Annotated in this window: 16 protein-coding genes and 1 pseudogene; 6 read left to right on the top strand and 11 right to left on the bottom strand. The window is 71.5% G+C overall.

The features are described 5' to 3' along the window. Positions 1-24 precede the first annotated feature (24 nt). Together D3P35_RS04770 and D3P35_RS04765 are read left to right on the top strand one after the other, a co-directional pair. Positions 25-1,644: an acyl-CoA synthetase gene (locus D3P35_RS04770; protein ID WP_198670463.1), complete on the top strand. Its 1,620-nt coding sequence runs from the start codon at positions 25-27 to the stop codon at positions 1,642-1,644. A 191-nt stretch (positions 1,645-1,835) separates the two neighbouring features. Next, the gene (locus tag D3P35_RS04765; protein WP_118133312.1) at positions 1,836-2,477 is read left to right on the top strand and encodes an OmpA family protein; all 642 of its coding nucleotides are present in this window, start codon (positions 1,836-1,838) and stop codon (positions 2,475-2,477) included. A gap of 258 nt (positions 2,478-2,735) precedes the next feature. Here D3P35_RS04765 and D3P35_RS26690 read toward each other — a convergent pair. Both D3P35_RS26690 and D3P35_RS04760 read right to left on the bottom strand, forming a co-directional pair. Continuing rightward, positions 2,736-2,910: pseudogene (locus D3P35_RS26690) on the bottom strand (microcin ABC transporter ATP-binding protein); the annotation flags it as partial. A gap of 128 nt (positions 2,911-3,038) precedes the next feature. Continuing rightward, entirely contained in the window at positions 3,039-4,001 is a 963-nt protein-coding gene (locus D3P35_RS04760) for a siroheme synthase (protein WP_157982040.1), read from the bottom strand. A 166-nt stretch (positions 4,002-4,167) separates the two neighbouring features. On the opposite strand from D3P35_RS04760, the gene D3P35_RS04755 reads away from it, so the two are divergent. From D3P35_RS04755 to D3P35_RS04745, 3 genes are read left to right on the top strand one after another with little or no spacing between them, the layout of a single operon-like run. Beyond that, a complete protein-coding gene (locus D3P35_RS04755; RefSeq protein ID WP_118133310.1) occupies positions 4,168-4,959 on the top strand; it encodes an FCD domain-containing protein in 792 nt (263 codons plus the stop codon). Next, the gene (locus D3P35_RS04750; RefSeq protein WP_232830383.1) at positions 4,956-5,510 is read left to right on the top strand and encodes a GNAT family N-acetyltransferase; all 555 of its coding nucleotides are present in this window, start codon (positions 4,956-4,958) and stop codon (positions 5,508-5,510) included. Before D3P35_RS04755 ends, D3P35_RS04750 begins: the two co-directional genes overlap by 4 nt. Before the next feature lie 25 nt (positions 5,511-5,535). Continuing rightward, a complete protein-coding gene (locus D3P35_RS04745; protein ID WP_157982039.1) occupies positions 5,536-6,234 on the top strand; it encodes an alpha/beta fold hydrolase in 699 nt (232 codons plus the stop codon). Here D3P35_RS04745 and D3P35_RS04740 read toward each other — a convergent pair. The 5 genes from D3P35_RS04740 to ccrA form a co-directional block, all read right to left on the bottom strand. Beyond that, positions 6,209-7,729: an ATP-dependent RecD-like DNA helicase gene (locus tag D3P35_RS04740; protein ID WP_118133308.1), complete on the bottom strand. Its 1,521-nt coding sequence runs from the start codon at positions 7,727-7,729 to the stop codon at positions 6,209-6,211. The two genes, D3P35_RS04745 and D3P35_RS04740, sit on opposite strands and share 26 nt — an antisense overlap. Positions 7,730-7,911: 182 nt before the next feature. After that, positions 7,912-8,565: an acyl-homoserine-lactone synthase gene (locus D3P35_RS04735; protein WP_118133307.1), complete on the bottom strand. Its 654-nt coding sequence runs from the start codon at positions 8,563-8,565 to the stop codon at positions 7,912-7,914. Between the two features lie 132 nt (positions 8,566-8,697). Continuing rightward, entirely contained in the window at positions 8,698-9,411 is a 714-nt protein-coding gene (locus tag D3P35_RS04730; RefSeq protein ID WP_118133306.1) for a LuxR family transcriptional regulator, read from the bottom strand. Continuing rightward, positions 9,356-9,568, bottom strand: a complete 213-nt coding sequence (locus tag D3P35_RS26055; RefSeq protein WP_157982038.1) for a hypothetical protein — start codon at positions 9,566-9,568, stop codon at positions 9,356-9,358. Before D3P35_RS26055 ends, D3P35_RS04730 begins: the two co-directional genes overlap by 56 nt. 191 nt (positions 9,569-9,759) lie before the next feature. Continuing rightward, on the bottom strand, positions 9,760-11,049 hold the full coding sequence (gene ccrA, locus D3P35_RS04725; protein WP_118133426.1) for a crotonyl-CoA carboxylase/reductase: 1,290 nt from the start codon (positions 11,047-11,049) through the stop codon (positions 9,760-9,762). A 276-nt stretch (positions 11,050-11,325) separates the two neighbouring features. On the opposite strand from ccrA, the gene D3P35_RS04720 reads away from it, so the two are divergent. Continuing rightward, positions 11,326-13,308, top strand: coding sequence for a protein meaA (locus tag D3P35_RS04720; protein ID WP_255418341.1), 1,983 nt, complete (start codon positions 11,326-11,328; stop codon positions 13,306-13,308). Positions 13,309-13,565: 257 nt separating this feature from the next. Here D3P35_RS04720 and lpxK read toward each other — a convergent pair whose 3' ends face one another. From lpxK to D3P35_RS04700, 4 genes are read right to left on the bottom strand one after another with little or no spacing between them, the layout of a single operon-like run. Then, positions 13,566-14,555, bottom strand: coding sequence for a tetraacyldisaccharide 4'-kinase (gene lpxK / locus D3P35_RS04715; protein WP_118133304.1), 990 nt, complete (start codon positions 14,553-14,555; stop codon positions 13,566-13,568). Then, a complete protein-coding gene (locus D3P35_RS04710) occupies positions 14,552-15,829 on the bottom strand; it encodes a 3-deoxy-D-manno-octulosonic acid transferase (protein ID WP_118133303.1) in 1,278 nt (425 codons plus the stop codon). Before D3P35_RS04710 ends, lpxK begins: the two co-directional genes overlap by 4 nt. After that, positions 15,826-16,566 (bottom strand): lysophospholipid acyltransferase family protein, encoded by a 741-nt coding sequence (locus D3P35_RS04705; protein WP_118133302.1) that lies wholly within the window; start codon positions 16,564-16,566, stop codon positions 15,826-15,828. Before D3P35_RS04705 ends, D3P35_RS04710 begins: the two co-directional genes overlap by 4 nt. A 3-nt stretch (positions 16,567-16,569) precedes the next feature. Beyond that, entirely contained in the window at positions 16,570-16,812 is a 243-nt protein-coding gene (locus D3P35_RS04700) for a DUF4170 domain-containing protein (protein WP_118133301.1), read from the bottom strand. Positions 16,813-16,859: the final 47 nt, after the last annotated feature.

Raw genomic sequence — 16,859 nt, 5'->3', positions numbered from 1 at the left:
GCCCCTTTCCGGAGTTCTGCCGCGTTGCCCGGTTTCGGCCACATCCCCCGCGACTATGCCCGGGCCGTCGAGGCCTACACGCCCGACATGCCGGAATTCTTCAATTTCGGCCGCGACGTGGTGGACGCTCATCCGCCCGGCAGGATCGCCATCACCGCCGTGTCCGAGGACATGGAGACGGTGCGCGACATCAGCTTCGGCGAGCTCTCCTCCCTCACCAACCGTTTCGCCCATGCGCTGGCGCAGCTCGGCCTCGCGCCCGGTGCCCATGTGATGGTGGTGATGGAGCGGGTGCCGGGCTGGTTCACCGTGATGCTGGGCGCGAACAAGGCCGGGGTGGTGACCGTGCCCGGCACCACGCTGCTCACCGCGCGCGACATCGCCTGGAGGGTGCAGGCCACCGGCGCCGAGGCGGTGGTGGTCACCGGAAAGCATTGCGGCAAGGTGGAGACCATCGCCGCCGAATGCCCCTCCCTGCGCCACCTGATCACCGCCGGCCCCGCGCGCGACGGCTGGCGCACGCTCGACGACCTGCTCGCCGCAGCGCCGGACACGCCGCCCGCCGTGCGCACCCGCGCCACCGACCTGATGATGGTCTATTTCACCTCCGGCACCACCTCGGCGCCGAAGCTGGTGCCGCGCGATCATTCCTATGCCCTCGCCCATGCCGCCACCGGCCTGTTCTGGATGGACCTGCGCGAGGACGACCTGCACTGGACCCTCACCGACACCGGCTGGGCCAAGGCCGCCTGGGGCAAGCTCTACCCGCCGCTGATGCTGGGCGCGCGCGTGCTGCTCTACGATGCCCCCGAACGCTTCGACGCCGCCGCCCACCTGGCCGTGATCGAGCGCTTCCGCGTCACGAGTTTCTGCGCCCCGCCAACGGTTTACCGCATGCTGGCCCAGCATGATCTCGGGGGCTACGACCTGAGCTCGATCCGCCGCTCGCTCGGCTCCGGCGAGCCGCTGAACCCCGAGGCGATCCGGGTGTGGCAGCGCGCCACCGGCCATCTCATCGCCGACGGCTACGGCCAGACCGAGGCGATCTGCCTGATCGGCAATTGCGCCGGCATGGAGATCCGCCCCGGCGCGATGGGCAGGCCGCTGCCCGGCTTCGACATCGACGTGATCGGTGATGACGGCGCCCGGCTGCCCCCCGGCGAGATCGGCCACATCGGCGTGCGTGTCACCGACCCCTGGCCGCCGGGCCTCTTCGACGGCTACATCACCCCCGAGGGCCGCGACCGCCGCGCCTTCCGCAACGGCTGGTACTACACCGGCGACACCGCCCGGCGCGACGCGGACGGATATTTCTGGTTCATCGGCCGGGCCGACGACCTGATCCTCTCGGCCGGCTACCGCATCAGCCCCTTCGAGGTGGAGAGCGCGCTGCTCGAGCACCCCGCCGTGGCCGAGAGCGCCGTTGTCGCCGCGCCGGACCCCACGCGCGGCCAGATCGTGCGCGCCTTCGTGGTGCTGGCGGCGGGGCATGAGCCCGACGCGGCGCTGGTGGCCGAGTTGCAGGACTTCTGCAAGCGCCAGACCGCGCCCTACAAGTACCCCCGCGAGATCGACTTCGTCACGGAACTGCCGAAGACGGTTTCGGGCAAGATCCGCCGCGTCGCGCTGCGCGCGCGGGGCTGAAGGGGCCGGGGCGGGCGTGGCGCGGTTTACGCACCGTCACCCGCCGTGCGCCCGGTCCGGAACGGGGCGATGACGAACTTGTCGTTTGCCTTTGCCCGGTTCGGGCTAGATGCATGCAGCGACGGAGGGGAGCGGCCGCGCCGTATAACCCCTGGGTCCGAAAGTCGGAAGAAGACAAAGAGGAAAGCGTAATGAAACATCTTCTCGCGGGGACATGTGTGGCGGCCATGCTGGTCGCAACCGGCTGCACCGAAGACGGCAGCGCCAGCCGCAACGTGCTCGGCGGCGCCGCCATCGGCTCGGCCGCCGGTGCGCTGGGCGGCCTTCTGGTCGGCGGCGACGACCGGCGCAACGCGCTGGTGGGTGCGGGTATCGGCCTGCTCGTCGGCGCGGGTGTCGGCACCTATCTCGACAGGCAGGAGCAGGACCTGCGCGAGAGCATGGCCGACACCGGCGCCACCGTCACGCGCGAGAACGACCGGCTGCTCGTGAGCCTGCCGGACGGCATCACCTTCGACACCGACAGCGTCGCGCTGAAGCCGGAGAGCCGCCGGGCCATCAACGAGCTGGCCCAGAGCCTCAACGAGTACCCGTCGAGCTACATCGACGTGATCGGCCACACCGACAGCACCGGCGCCGACGACTACAACCAGCGCCTGTCCGAGCGCCGCGCCCAGGCCGTGGCCAGTGCCCTCGTGCGCCGCAACGTGAACGCCGCCCGCATCGAGAGTGCCGGCATGGGCGAGACCGACCCGATCGCGAGCAACGACACGCCTTCGGGCCGCGCGCGCAACCGCCGCGTCGAGGTCTACATCATCCCGGCCACGAAGTGAGCCCGCGCCCCGGGCGGCACCCCCGCCCGGGGCATTTCCCACCGATCCGTCGCGCCTGGGCGCGCGGCGGCGAAAGCCGGAGCGGCCCCCCTGCGCGGGGCGCTCGCAGCCTCGCCGAGGCGGACCCCGGCAGGCCCGGTCCCCCGCCCACGCCGCCAGGCACCGGGTGACACCGCCCGGCCGGCCGCCGGGGGCTCCCCCACGGCCACGCTCTCCGCTTTCCTTCGCTCAGGCGCCCGCAAGGGGCCCTCGGCGCAGGCCGTGGCGTATCACCATCACCTTTGGGCTCAGCGCGCGCACCACGCGCAAATCGTGGCTGACGAAGATAGGCGAGGCCGCGGCGCGCCTGAAATTCGCGCGGCAGCTCCACGATCTGCACCTGCACCGTCATTTCGAGCGCCGAGGCGGGCTTGTCGAGCACCAGGCGCCGCGGAGGCGGGGCACTGCGCCGCCCGGGCCCGGAATTCCTGCCCCTGCCGGCCGCCGTTCTCACCGCGCCGAGGCGGGCACCCGGCTGAGGCCGCGCGGGCCCGCCGCGCCCGGAAGCATGCGCCCGGGGCCTCAGCCCGCGCCGATGGGCTCGCAGGCGATGCCCTCGGCCTCCAGCGCGGCGCGCAGGGCGGGGGTGTCGGTGTCGCCGGCGGTGAGCAGCACCACCACGCGGGCGTGTTCGGCGCAGGCGGCGCGGAGCTGGTCCGCCACCCGTTCCGTGCCGCCGGTGGCGAGGGTGGCGCGCTCGGCGTCGCGGCGGGCGAGCTCCAGCACCTCCGCGCCGCGCCCCGGCGGGTGCAGCACGATGCCGGCGGACTGCAGGCGCTGCACGGCGCGCAGCGGCAGCAGGTCGACCTCCCCGGGCAGGGCGATCACCGAGACCAGCGCCGCAGAGCCGCCCGCCCCGCCCTCGGCCGCGCGGGCGCGGATGGCGGCCTCGGCCTCCGCCTCGGCGCCCTCCTGCCAGAGCCGTCGCGGCGGGCCCTCGAACACCCATTCCCAGAAGGCCCGGCGGCCCACCGGCGGCACGGTCTCGGCCACGGTCTCGCGCAGGCGGCCGGCGAGGGCCACCAGCCCGCCGATCTCGGGCTCCAGCATGGTCTCGAGCCGGGTCTTCACCTCGCGCGCCATCACCGGGGCGGCGCCCTCGGTGCCGATCGCCACCACCAGCGGGTCGCGGTCGACCAGCGCGGGGGTGATCACGTCGCAGAGCGCCGGGCGGTCGATCACGTTCACCACCACGCCGCGCGCGCGACCGCGCGCGGCGATCATCGCGTCTATCCCGCAGCAGCCTGAGGCGGCGAAGAGCAGCGCCGCGCGGTCGATCGCCGCCTCGTCGTAGACCTTCGCCACGTGGCTGGCGCGGCCGGAGGCGACGTGGCCCGCGAGTTCCTCGTCGATCTCCGCGGCCATGATCTCGAGCCGCGCTTCGGTGCGGGTGAGCAGCCGTGCCTTCTGGGCAATCTGCTCGCCGCCGCCGGCCAGCAGCACGCCGCGGCCGCGCAGGTCGAAGAACATCGGGAAATAGCGCATGGGGGACCTCCGGTTCGCGCTGAATGTAGTGCGAAATGCCGGGCGGCCGAAACCGCCGGCTGAAGGATTTTCCCGGGCGCCCGCAGCGGCCCGGCCATTGCTACTATTGCGGCCTTGCCGCGGGGCGGCGGCTCGTCCATTTTCCGGGCGGAAGAAGGAGAACGGCATGCCGTTTCGCAAGATCGTGCCGGAGAAGGTGTCCGAGGCGGTGCGCCGCCAGATCGAGGAGCTGATCCTGCGCGGCATCCTGCGCCCCGGCGCCCGGCTTCCGGCGGAGCGCGAGCTCTCCGAGCAGCTCGCGGTCTCGCGCCCCTCGCTGCGCCTCGCGCTGGCCGAGCTGGAGGAGCGGGGGCTCGTGGTCACCCGCCCGGGCTCCGGCGTGTTCGTGGCCGAGGTGCTGGGCTCGGCCTTCGCGCCGCCGCTGATCGAGCTCTTCGCCACCCATGACGCGGCGCTGTTCGACTATCTCTCCTTCCGCCGCGACCTCGAGGGGCTGGCCGCCGACCGTGCCGCCCGCCACGGTTCGGAGGCCGACCATGCGGTGATCTCGGCCATTTTCGCCCGCATGGAGGCCGCGCATGACAAGCGCAACCCGGATGAGGAAGCCGGGCTCGACGCCGACTTCCACATGTCCATCGTGGAGGCCGCGCATAACGTGGTGATGCTGCACATGATGCGCTCGATGTTCGACCTGCTGCGCCGCGGCGTGTTCTACAACCGGCAGGTTCTGTTCTCGGTGCGCGCCACGCGTGACGAGCTTCTGGGCCAGCACCGCGCCATCCTCACCGCCATCCTCGCGCGCGAGCCCGCCGCCGCCCGCGCCGCGGTGGAGGCGCATCTGGGCTATATCGAGCAGGCGATGCACGCGCTGGAGCGTTCGCGCTCGCGCGAGGAGATCGCGCAGATGCGCCTGTCGCTGGAGCGGGCGCGCGGCCCGGGGCGGCGGGGCGGGGCGTGAGCACGGTCGGGCGCTTCCACCTCGGCACCGAGCGGCTGGTGCTGCGCATGTGGCAGGCGGAGGACCACGCGCCTTTCGCCGCGCTGAACACCGATCCGGAGGTGATGCGCCACTTCCCCGCGCCCCTCACCCGTGACCAGAGCGACGCCGCCATCGCCCGCCAGCATGTGCGCATGGAGCGCGACGGCATGTGCTTCATGCCGGTGATCCGCCGCGAGGACGGCGCCTTTCTCGGCATGGCGGGGCTGGCGCGGGGCGATTTCGCGCCGCTCGGGCCCTTCGTGGAGGTGGGCTGGCGCTTTGCCCGCTTCGCCTGGGGGCAGGGCTATGCCACGGAGGCGGCGCGGGCCATGCTGGGCTGGGGCTTCCGGGTGCGCGGGCTGGCGGAGATCGTGGCCTTCACCGCCCTGCCGAACCGCGCCTCGGAGCGGGTGATGCAGCGGCTGGGCATGCGGCGCGATGCGGGCGAGGATTTCGACCACCCCGCCGTGGCCTCCGGGCCCCTGCGCCGGCACATGCTCTACCGCATCCGGGCGGAGCAGTTCGGATGAGCCCCGCGGGGGGGCCGGAGGCGGCATGCGGCTGATCCTCGTGCCCGGCCATCTCTGCGGTGCCTGGCTCTACGCGCCGCAGATGGCGGCACTGGGCGGCGACATCGCCATTGCCGACATCACGCGCGACGACAGCATCGCCGGCATGGCCGAGCGGCTGCTCGCCGAGGCGCCGGAGCGCTTCGCGCTCGCCGGCCTGTCGCTCGGCGGCATGGTGGCGCTGGAGGTGCTGGCCCGCGCGCCGCAGCGCCTCGCCGGTGTCTGCGTGATGGACACCGACCCCTTCGCCGCCCGGTCGGTGGAGCGGGAGTGGCGCGCAGGCCAGCGCGAGCGGGTTAGGCGTGAGGGGCTGGGCGCCTTCGTCACCCCCTTCGTGGCGAAGTTCTTCGGCCATGATGCGGGTGCTGCGGCCCGTCTGGGCGGCGAGATGGCGGCGCGGATGGCGGCGGTGCCCGAGGCGGCCTACCACGCCCAGTCCCGTGCGCTCGACGGGCGGGCCGACATGCTGCCGCGGCTCGCCGGCCTGCCGCCGGTGCCGCTGCGCGTGCTGGTGGGGGCGGAGGACCGGGTGTGCCCGCCGCGGCTGCACGCGGGGCTGGCGGCGCTGCCCGGCGCCGTCTTCGAGAGCCTGCCCGGTTGCGGGCACATCGCCTCGCTCGAGCGGCCGGAGGCGGTGACGGCGCATCTCGCCGCGCTGCTCAGGCCTCCTGCTCCTGCACCGTGAGGTCGAACTGCGGCGTGGGGGCGGGGAGGTCCTCGATCCCGAGCGGCTCGGCCGGGCGGGCCAGCATGTAGCGCGTCACCCAGTGCAGCCGCTCCTCGGCGCGGGTGATGGCGACATAGGCGAGGCGCTTCCACAGCGGGATGCCGGCCTCCGCACGGCCGGACTGCGCGGCGGCATAGAGATCGGGGGCGAACACCTGCACCTCGCGCCACTGCGAGCCCTGCGCCTTGTGGATGGTCACCGCCGCACCGTGCAGGAAGGTGGCGCCCATGCGCGCGGCGAAGGGGATGAAGGGCTCCTCCTCCCCCGGCTTCTCGATCTGCACGATGCAGGCGGCGTTCACCCTCGGGTCTTCCGCGCCCACCACGTGCAGGCGCGAGAAGCCCGGCTTGCGCCCGGCGCCGAGGTAGATCACTTGCGCGCCCTTGATCAGGCCGCGGGCCTCGAGGTCGATGCGCTTCTTGCGGTGCTTGAGCGGCAGCTCGATGCCGTCGCAGATCAGCGGCTCGCCGGGCAGCAGCGCGTCCTCCGGGGCCTGGTAGGCGCCGCGGAAGGCGTTGATGAGGCGGATGCGCGTCGCGTTGCGCCACACCAGCACCGGCGAGCGCGACATCAGCGTGGCATCCACCCGCGGGCTCACCCGCACCCGGTCGTCGCGCTTCGCCGCGTCCTCGATCATGCGCTCGAACTGGTCGAAGCGCAGGTTCTCATCGGCCAGCGCATGGGCGAGGTCGAGGATCGGGTTGTCCGCCGCCTGCCGGTGCACGCGCGACAGGATGAGGCGCCGGCCCTCGGGCAGGGTGTCGAAGGCCATGGAGCCGGACTGGCCGACGGGCGCGAGCTGCGCCGGGTCGCCGAACAGCAGCAGGGTGGAGAAGATCTCGCCCAGGTCCTCCATCTGCCGGTCGTCGAGCATCGAGCTCTCGTCGATCAGGCCGATGTCGAGCGGGTCTTCCCGGCGCTTCCAGCCGGTGATGAAGTCGGAGCCGCGCAGGCCGGCGGTGGCCAGCGCCCCGGGGATGGAGGGGTTGAGCTGGTAGAAGGCATGCGCGCGGTCGAGCGCCTCGTCGGTCAGCCCCTCGATCACCGGGCGCTCGCCCTCGCCGGCCAGCCACTCGGCGATGCGCTCGTACTCGGGGTCGTAGACCGGGGTGTAGAGGATGCGGTGAATGGTGGTGGCCGGCACGCCGCGGTTGCGCAGCACCGAGGCGGCCTTGTTGGTGGGGGCGAGCACGGCGAAGGTGCGCCGGTCCTGCTTGCGCTTGCCCTCCCAGTCCGCCGAGACGGCCTGCACGCCGGCGGCGAGCAGCTCCTTCACCAGCTCGGCGAGCAGCAGCGTCTTGCCCGAGCCCGCCTTGCCGAGCACCGCGAGCACGCCGCGCGCCGCATCCTCGCGCGCCGGGGTGGTGGAGCCATTGGCGAGGTCGACCCCCGCTGCGGCGAGGCGCTCGGCGATGGCGTCGTAGGCGGCCGCCTGGTCGGGGGAAAACTGCATCGGGGCTCCGGGGGTTGCGCCCGGGCAGTTTTAGAGCAAAACCGTTTCGGATTGAATCACAATCTGAAAAAGTATTTTGCGCTGTTTCAATCGGTTAGGGCGAGAATGCAGGGTCAGGCCCTGTCAGCCTGACCCGTTCGCCCTGCCCCCGGGGCGGGCCGGTTCGGCCAGCCCCGGGGGCATCATTCCGCGGCGATGGCGGCCATGTTCGTTTCGGGGAAGGAGAGCTCGAACCATTCCGCGGCGATGCGCGCCGGCAGGCCGGAGCGGGCGGCAATGGCGCGGCGGCTCGCGTCGTCCACCGGCCAGAGGCCCACGGCCACGGCCGAGCGGCCCGTGCCCTCGCGCCCGAGGATCTCCGGCGACCAGCCGAGGCTGCGGTAGATGCGGATCATCCGGGCGTCAAACACCCCCACCGCGTGGGTGAGGCCGAAGCGCAGCCCCAGCTCGCAGCCCGCCAGCATCAGCGCGGCGGGGATCAATGCGGCCTCACGCGGGTTTCGCATGGCGGAGGGGGCGAGGCAGAAGCGGGTGCATTCCCACACCAGCGGGGTGCTGATCTCCACCCCGCCGTTGAGGTGGCGGAAATGCTCGTTGACCATGGTGCGCCCGGTGGTGGGCAGGATGCGCATGGAGCCGCCGTGGCTGCCGTCCGGGCGCTGCCAGATGGCGTAGATCGGGTTCAGCGCGTCGTACTGGTCTCGCTCGGCGCCGATGTCGTCGACCGAGACCTCCCAGCGCAGCCGGTGGCTGAACTGGATGGCGCGGTCGCGGAACATGGTGGCGGCGAGGCGGGGGAAGCGGGCGAGTTCATCAGCACAGACGTAGCGGATCATCGGGGCGGCCCTCGGCAGGTTGCGACTGCGGAAGGCTTGGCGCTTCATGGTTAATCCCGCGCGACCGCGCGCTCAGCCGCAGCCCGCGCAACGCGCGCCGGGCGGGGCCTGCGCGCAACGCCGGGGCGGGCTTCAGGGGAAGATGATGCCGGAGGAGACGGCGACTGCCACCGCATGGGTGGCGTTCAGCGCGCCGAGCTTGAAGCGCGCGCTGTCGACATAGACCCGCAGCGTGTGCTCGGAAATGCCCAGCCGGTCGGCGATCTGGGCGCGGCCATAGCCGAGGGCGAGGAAATGCAGCGTGTCGCGCTCGCGCGGGGAAAGCTCGCGCCCCGGGGCCTTTTCCTCGACGTTCTCGATCTCGAGCACCTTCTGGTGGATGAAATGCGAGATCAGCATCAGGTCCTGCGCGGTCTCGGCGGTGAAGCTGTCCCAGCTCCGGTCGGCCGCGGAGGCGTTCACGGTGAACAGCGCGAACTGGCCGCGAGGCCCGCGTATCGGCAGGGTATACCCCTGGTTTCCCAATCCGTTGGCGATGGCCTCGCCCAGCATGGTCCGGGCGCCGGGAGGGGTCCAGTCGAGCCGTTTCCAGTCCAGCGGGTGGAAGCGGCGCATCGCGGTCTGGATCACCGGGTCGATGCGGCCGAGGTCTTCCTCGATGTAGCGGTCCACCCATTCGTTGGTGTAGGTGAGCGCGGCATAGGGCGAGCCGGCGATGTTCAGCGCGTGGTAGACGACATGCTCGACATCGTAGATGCCGCGGAGATCTTCCACGAGGCTCTGCAGGCTCTCAGCGCAGTGAGTGCCCTTCAGCGTCTCCAGCACGGTCTCCAGCTTGCGCGTCATCCCCCTCACCCGTGTCGGACACGGCCCCGCGCTGCCGGAACTCGGCAGCGGCGACCAGAATGGCGTCGTCCAGAACCTCGCCGAGCGCCGCGTACTGGTGTTCGCGGGCGCATTGGCTCAGATCAAGAAGTACGTCGATCATCCAGTGCTGTGTCATGGGTGAGTCTCTTTAAGAAAAGTTAATGGGCAATTAATTTAAAAGTATCACGGATCTTTTCGCCGAAGAACTCGCTGTCTTCAACTCCCCCGAAACTGCGAGGGCAGGTGGCGCCAAGCGGCTGATCCGTGGTGGCGCCTGCCCCGGCCGGGCGGGGCGCCGGGCCGGGGAGAGGTGATTCGCGGCGCCGCTCAGGCCGAGGCGAGGCTCATCTCCACCGCGTCCTCGAAGGTGCGCAGGCCCGGCGCGGGGGCCGAGACCAGCACGGCCATGTTGCCCGGCTTGTGCTCGTTGCGGCGCATCTTCATGTGCGCGTCGGGGATCTGGTCCCAGGGGAAAACCTCGGACATGCAGGGGTCGAGCCGGCGCTCGCACATCAGGTTGTTGGCGGCGGAGGCCTGCTTGAGGTTGGCGAAATGGCTGCCCTGGATGCGCTTCTGGTGCATCCAGATGTAGCGCGCGTCCATGGTGAGGTTGAAGCCGGTGGTGCCGGCGCAGATCACCACCATGCCGCCGCGTTTCACCACGAAGGTGGAGACCGGGAAGGTGGATTCGCCCGGGTGCTCGAACACCATGTCCACGTTCACGCCCTTGCCGGTGATGTCCCAGATCGCCTTGCCGAACTTGCGCACCTCGCCGAACCAGGTCTTGTACTCCTCCGTGTTCACGGTGGGGAGCTGGCCCCAGCACTTGAAGTCCTTGCGGTTCAGCACCCCCTTGGCGCCGAGGGAGAGCACGAAGTCGCGCTTGTCCTCCTCCGAGATCACGCCGATGGCGTTGGCGCCCGCCGTGGCGATGAGCTGCACCGCGTAGGAGCCGAGGCCCCCCGAGGCGCCCCAGACCAGCACGTTGTCACCCGGCTGCAGCACGTGCGGCTTGTGCCCGAAGAGCATGCGATAGGCGGTGGCGAGCGTGAGCGTGTAGCACGCACTCTCCTCCCAGGTGAGGTGGGCCGGCCGGCGCATGAGCTGGCGCGACTGCACGCAGGTGAACTGGGCGAAGGAGCCGTCGGGCGTCTCGTAGCCCCAGATGCGCTGCGAGGGGGAGAACATCGGGTCGCCGCCGTTGCACTCCTCGTCGTCGCCGTCGTCCTGGTTGCAGTGGATGACCACCTCGTCGCCCACCTTCCAGCGGGTGACCTTCTCGCCCACGGCCCAGACGATGCCCGAGGCATCGGAGCCGGCGATGTGATAGGGCGCCTTGTGGCCGTCGAACGGGCTGATGGGAATGCCGAGCGCGGCCCAGACGCCGTTGTAGTTCACCCCGGCGGCCATCACGAACACCAGCACCTCGTTCGCGTCGGGCTTCGGCGTGTCGACCACCTCGAGCTGCATGGCGGTGTCGGGCTCGCCGTGGCGCTCGCGGCGGATGGCCCAGGCGTGCATCTGCGCGGGCACATGGCCGAGCGGCGGGATCTCTCCCACGCGGTAGAGATCCTTTTGCGGTGCGGTACCCGTGGGCCGGGGCATGGCGTCTTCCATCGGGGGCATGCGTCTTTCCTCCTGCCGTTCTGGGGGCAGCCGGGCAATGGCTGCGCAACAATCAGTCTTATTATAGTGCAATCGGGTCATTACATTTCAAGCGCGAGCACGCAAGGCGGAATCTGCGCATCGAGTGAAAGATCGTTGCGCAAGGAAAGTTCCAAAGATAAATCTGTGAAGACAGATTGTTGCTTCACCATTTGCGCTGCGCTGCGGAATATCCTATAGCCAGCCAGAGCAGCATGGACCCGAATCGGCCAGACGCACAGGCTGTTCGTGAGGGGGGAGGAGGAGAGAGCGATGGCGACTGACAGACCCTGGCTGTTCCGCACCTATGCCGGCCATTCCACGGCCGCGGCCTCGAACGCGCTCTACCGCGCCAACCTCGCCAAGGGGCAGACCGGCCTCTCCGTGGCCTTCGACCTGCCCACCCAGACCGGCTATGACAGCGATCATGTGCTCGCGCGCGGCGAGGTGGGCAAGGTGGGCGTGCCGGTGAGCCATATCGGCGACATGCGCGCCCTCTTCGCCGATATCCCGCTCGAGCAGATGAACACCTCGATGACCATCAACGCCACCGCGGCCTGGCTGCTGGCGCTCTACATCGCCGTGGCCGAGGAGCAGGGCGCCGACCTGGCCGCCCTCCAGGGCACGGTGCAGAACGACATCATCAAGGAATACCTCTCGCGCGGCACCTATGTCTTCCCGCCCGAGCCCTCGCTGCGGCTGATCGGCGACATCGCGCGCTACTGCTACACCGAGGTGCCGAAGTGGAACCCGATGAACGTCTGCTCCTACCACCTGCAGGAGGCGGGAGCGACGCCGGAGCAGGAGCTGGCCTTCGCGCTCGCCACCGCCTGCGCCGTGCTCGACGAGGTGCGCGGCCAGGTGCCGGAGGAGGATTTCCCGAAGGTGGTGCAGCGCATCTCCTTCTTCGTGAACGCCGGCATCCGCTTCGTGACCGAGATGTGCAAGATGCGCGCCTTCACCGACCTGTGGGACGAGATCTGCGCCACCCGCTACGGCGTGGAGGACGAGAAGGCCCGCCGCTTTCGCTACGGCGTGCAGGTGAACTCGCTCGGCCTCACCGAGCAGCAGCCGGAGAACAACGTCTACCGCATCCTGCTCGAGATGCTGGCGGTGACCCTGTCGAAGAAGGCCCGCGCCCGGGCGGTGCAGCTTCCCGCCTGGAACGAGGCGCTGGGTCTGCCGCGGCCGTGGGACCAGCAATGGTCGCTGCGCATGCAGCAGATCCTCGCCTACGAGACCGACCTGCTGGAGTTCGGCGACCTGTTCGACGGCAACCCGGCGGTCGACGCGAAGGTGGAGGCGCTGAAGGAAGGCGCGCGCGCCGAGCTCGCGAAGATCGACGAAATGGGCGGCGCGGTGCAGGCGATCGACTACATGAAGGCCGCCCTGGTGGAGGCGAATTCCGCCCGCCTCGCCCGGATCGAGAGCGGCGAGACCACGGTGGTGGGGGTGAACCGCTTCGAGGGCACCGAGCCCTCGCCGCTCACCGCCGGCGAGGGCGGCATCCTCGTGGTCGACCCCGCGCTGGAGGCCGGGCAGGTGGCAGCACTGGAGGCCTGGCGCGCGGGGCGCGACGCGGGCGCCGTGGCCGCGGCGCTGGAGGCGCTGAAGGCCGCCGCGCGGGCGGGCGAGAACATCATGCCGCCCTCCGTCGCCGCCGCGAAGGCGGGGGTGACCACTGGGGAATGGGGTGCGGCGATGCGCGAGGTCTTCGGCGAATACCGCGCCCCCACCGGCGTAGGCAAGGCGGCGGCGACGGGCTCGGAGAGCCTGGCCGAGCTGCGCGGGATGGTGGAGGAGGCCTCGGCCCGGCTGGGCCGGCGCATCAAGTTCGTGGTGGGCAAGCCCGGGCTCGACGGCCATTCCAACGGCGCCGAGCAGATCGCGGTGCGCGCCCGCGATTGCGGCATGGAAGTGGTCTACGAGGGCATCCGCCTCACGCCCGCGCAGATCGTGAACGCGGCGCTGGAGGAGGGGGCCCATGTGGTGGGGCTGTCGATCCTCTCCGGCTCGCACCTGCCGCTGATCCGCGACGTGATGGAGCGCATGCGCCGCGCCGGGCTCGACGACGTGCCGGTGGTGGCGGGCGGCATCATCCCGGAGGCGGACGCGGCCGAGCTGCGCGCCTGCGGCGTGGCGCGCATCTACACTCCGAAGGATTTCGAGCTCAACCGCATCATGAAGGACATCGTGGAGCTGGTGCTGGCCGAGGCCACCGCGGCGGCCTGAGCGCCGCTGCCTGCCGGTTCGCGAGGCGGCCCGCGCCGGCGGGCGGCCGCGAACCGATGCGGAAAATTCACATCGCCTCGCGGCCGTGCCGGCTGTCCTGCCGTCTCAGCGACAGGGCTGGAACCGACGATGGAGGCTTTCCGGGGGAAGAGCCCCTCAACTCTCCCGCACCCGAATGAATGGGTCCCCATCCCCTCGCGCCATCCTTGCTCAAACTGTGGCATGAAACGGGCAGGAATGTGGCAGGAAGAAGGCCATCACTGTCCATTCGGAAACAGATTGTTGAGCGCATCGTCAATCTGTTCCGGGCTGCGGAACACCAGCATCACCGGCAGGGGCATCGCCTTGCCGCGGAAGCTCTCGGGCAGGCGCACGGCGTCCTTGTCGGTGGTCACCAGCATGGCGCCGGCCTCGCGCGCCTCGCGCTCCAGCCGGGTGAGGGCGGCGGCGGTGTAGGGGGCGTGGTCGGGGAAGCCGTGGGTGGCGACCAGCTCCACCCCGAGGCCCCGCAGGGTGGCGAAGAACTTCTCCGGGTGGCCGATGCCGGCGAAGGCCACCACGCGCTGGCCCTGCCAGGGCATGCCGGTGGGGCGCGGCTGGATGCGGCCGGTCACCATGGGCGTGCCGTCGAGCTCGGGCCAGGCGGAGACCAGCGTGTCGCAGGCCCGGGCCCCGCCGATGGCGAGCACGAGGTCGGCGCGGGCGAGGCCGGTGGCCACCGGCTCGCGCAGCGGCCCCGCGGGGATGCACAGCCCGTTGCCGAAGCCCGCCACAGCGTCCACCACCACGATCGAGAGGTCCTTCTCCAGCGCGGGGTTCTGGAACCCGTCGTCGAGCAGGATCACGTCGGCCCCGGCGGAGACGGCGGCGCGGGCGCCGGCCGCGCGGTCGCGTGCCACCCAGGTGGGGGCGAAGGCGGCGATCAGCAGCGGCTCGTCGCCCACCTCGGCCGCGGAATGCAGGGTGAATTCCACCTGCACCGGCCCGGTGAGCCGCCCGCCATGCCCCCGAGAGACCACGTGCGGCCGGTGCCCGGCGGCGGTGAGCCGCTCGGCGAGGGCGATCACCGTGGGGGTCTTGCCGGTGCCGCCGGCATTGATGTTGCCCACGCAGATCACCGGCACCGGCAGGCGCAGCCCGGGGCGGCGCAGGCGCCGGGCGGTGGCCGCGGCATAGAGCGCGCCGAGCGGGGCCAGCAGCGTGGCCAGCAGCCCGCGCGGCCCGGACCAGAAGCCCGGCGTCCTCATGGCAGCGGCGCCGGCAGGTAGGGGCGCAGCTCGGCCACCACGCGGTCGGTCACCGCGGCGCCGGCGCTGAACAGGTCCCAGGCGGCCGAGGCCATGCGCGCCGCTTCCGCCGGGGCGAGCGCGCGGCACACGGCATCTGCCAGCGAGGCCGCGTCCTCCACCGCGATGGCGGCCTCCACGGCGCGCAGCCGGGCGAAACCGTCGTCGAAATTCTCCACGTGCGGTCCGTGGATGATCGCCGAGCCGAGGGCCGCGGGCTCGAACGGGTTGTGCCCGCCCACCGCCACCAGCGAGCCGCCGACGAAGGAGACCGAGGAGAGCCGGTACCACAGGCCGAGCTCGCCCAGCGTGTCGGCGAGGTAGATCTGCGTGTCATGGTCCGGCGCCTCGCCGGCGCTGCGCACCGCCACCTGCCAGCCGGCGCCGCGCAGCGCCGCGGCGATCTCCGCCCCGCGCTGCGGGTGGCGGGGCACGAGGATGAGGATGGCGCGCGGGTTCTGCCGGCGCACGGCGCGATGCGCCTCGGCGACGATCTCCTCCTCGCCCTCGTGGGTGGAGGCGGCCACCCAGAGCGGCCGGCCGTCGAAGAGCGCGGCCATGCGCTGGCGCTCCGCGTCGTCATGCGGCAGGGGGGCGGAGCCTTCCTTCAGCGTGCCGGTCACCTTCACCTCGCGGGCGCCGAGGGCGGTGAGGTTGCGCGCCGAGGCCTTGTCCTGGGCGTAGATGGCCGAGAACAGGCCGAGCAGCCGGCCGATCATCCGCGGCGCGCGGCGCCAGCCCCGGGCGGAGCGCTCCGACATCCGGGCGTTGACCAGCAGCAGCGGCACCCGCGCACGGTTGGTCTCGATGATGGCGGCGGGCCAGATCTCGCTCTCGATCCAGATCGCGAGATCGGGGCGCCAATGGGCGAGGAAGGCGCGCAGCCCGGGCACGATGTCCACCGGGGCATACTGGTGCACCGCGCCGGGCGGCAGGCGCCGGGCCATCAGCGCCGCCGAGGTCACCGTGCCGGTGGTGACGAGGAACTGCAGGTCGGGCCGGGCGGCGCGGATGCGGATGACCAGCTCGAGGATGGAGAGGGATTCGCCCACGCTCGCGGCATGGAACCACAGGAGCCGCCCCTCGGGCCGCGGCGCGGAGGCGATGCCCAGCCGCTCGCCCATCCGGGCCGGATCTTCCTTGCCGCGGCGGGCGCGGCGCTTCAGCAGGAGCCGGGCCAGCGGCCCCGCGCGCGCGGAAAGGAAGAGGTAGAGCGAGAGCAGCGGCGGGGTCATTTCGGCCAGGGCCCCGGCTCGGGCGTGGCGCGGCCCACCCGGGCGTCCGCCGCGCGGGTGAGGGCGGTGATCGCCGCCTCGATCTCCAGCCGGTAGGTCTCGATCGCCTCGGCCGTGCGCTCGGCGGGCGGGGAGAGCGGGGTGCCGTAGGCCACCACGCCGCGGCTGAAGGGGCGCACCAGCAGGAAACGGTCCCAGCTGCCGAGGAAACGGCCGTGGCGCACCGAGAAGGTCCAGGGCACCACCGAGGCGCCGGACATCACCGAGAGCGTGGCCACCCCGTGCTGGCAGCGCATGAGCGGGCCGCGCGGCCCGTCGGGTGTGAGGGCGACGATCACGTCCTCCTCCTCCCTCAGCGCCTGGAGCCCGGCCCGGAACGCCTCGCGACCGCCCTTGTCGAGATCGGGCTTGCGCCGGTCACGGGTGGAGCCGCGGATGGTGCGGATGCCGAAGCGGCCGACGACCTTCGTGATCAGCTCGCCGTCGTTGTTGCGCGAGACGATGGCGCGCACCCTCGTGTCGCCGCTCATCTCGGTGGGCACCATGAGCAGCCGCCCGTGCCAGATCGCCAGCACGAAGCGGCCGCGGCCGGAGCGCAGTAGGTCGCGCGTCTCGCTGCCGAGGATCTCCCAGCGGCAGGTGCGGCGGCACAGGGAGATGTACCCTGCCGCCAGCGCCGCAACCAGCTTGCGGGTGAGGGCGGAGCCCCTCACCACGCGCAGCGCTTCGGCGAGCATCGGTCAGCCCAGTTTCGCGGTCGGGCTCGAGGAGACTTCCTCGTCACGCAGCCGGTGCAGGTGGGCGATGAAATAGCGCGTCTGGGCGCTGTCCACCGTGGCCTGGGCCTTCGCCTTCCAGGCGTTGTAGGCGGTGGCGTAGTTGGGAAAGATGCCGACGACGTCGATTTCGTCGACATTGGCGAACTGGGTGGACTGGGGGTCGACGAGCTCGCCCCCGAAGACGAGATGCAGGCGCTGAACCATGGGACGTCCTTTCTGACATTTGCGCTGCACAATACCGCCGCGAGCGC

The organism is Oceanicella sp. SM1341 (assembly GCF_003448965.1).
In the GTDB taxonomy this organism is placed as follows: Bacteria; Pseudomonadota; Alphaproteobacteria; order Rhodobacterales; family Rhodobacteraceae; genus Paroceanicella.
This window is presented reverse-complemented; position numbering and strand designations above follow the sequence as displayed.

Excerpts from the sequence above, each read along its gene's own strand:
- ccrA (WP_118133426.1), bottom strand. The coding sequence starts at position 11,049 with ATGGAAGACGCCATGCCCCGGCCCACGGGTACCGCACCGCAAAAGGAT.
- D3P35_RS04765 (WP_118133312.1), top strand. The coding sequence starts at position 1,836 with ATGAAACATCTTCTCGCGGGGACATGTGTGGCGGCCATGCTGGTCGCA.
- D3P35_RS04705 (WP_118133302.1), bottom strand. The coding sequence starts at position 16,566 with ATGCTCGCCGAAGCGCTGCGCGTGGTGAGGGGCTCCGCCCTCACCCGC.
- D3P35_RS04760 (WP_157982040.1), bottom strand. The coding sequence starts at position 4,001 with ATGCGCTATTTCCCGATGTTCTTCGACCTGCGCGGCCGCGGCGTGCTG.
- D3P35_RS04710 (WP_118133303.1), bottom strand. The coding sequence starts at position 15,829 with ATGACCCCGCCGCTGCTCTCGCTCTACCTCTTCCTTTCCGCGCGCGCG.
- D3P35_RS04735 (WP_118133307.1), bottom strand. The coding sequence starts at position 8,565 with ATGATCCGCTACGTCTGTGCTGATGAACTCGCCCGCTTCCCCCGCCTC.
- D3P35_RS04700 (WP_118133301.1), bottom strand. The coding sequence starts at position 16,812 with ATGGTTCAGCGCCTGCATCTCGTCTTCGGGGGCGAGCTCGTCGACCCC.
- D3P35_RS04745 (WP_157982039.1), top strand. The coding sequence starts at position 5,536 with ATGCGGCTGATCCTCGTGCCCGGCCATCTCTGCGGTGCCTGGCTCTAC.
- D3P35_RS26055 (WP_157982038.1), bottom strand. The coding sequence starts at position 9,568 with ATGACACAGCACTGGATGATCGACGTACTTCTTGATCTGAGCCAATGC.
- D3P35_RS04730 (WP_118133306.1), bottom strand. The coding sequence starts at position 9,411 with ATGACGCGCAAGCTGGAGACCGTGCTGGAGACGCTGAAGGGCACTCAC.
- D3P35_RS04755 (WP_118133310.1), top strand. The coding sequence starts at position 4,168 with ATGCCGTTTCGCAAGATCGTGCCGGAGAAGGTGTCCGAGGCGGTGCGC.
- D3P35_RS04740 (WP_118133308.1), bottom strand. The coding sequence starts at position 7,729 with ATGCAGTTTTCCCCCGACCAGGCGGCCGCCTACGACGCCATCGCCGAG.
- lpxK (WP_118133304.1), bottom strand. The coding sequence starts at position 14,555 with ATGAGGACGCCGGGCTTCTGGTCCGGGCCGCGCGGGCTGCTGGCCACG.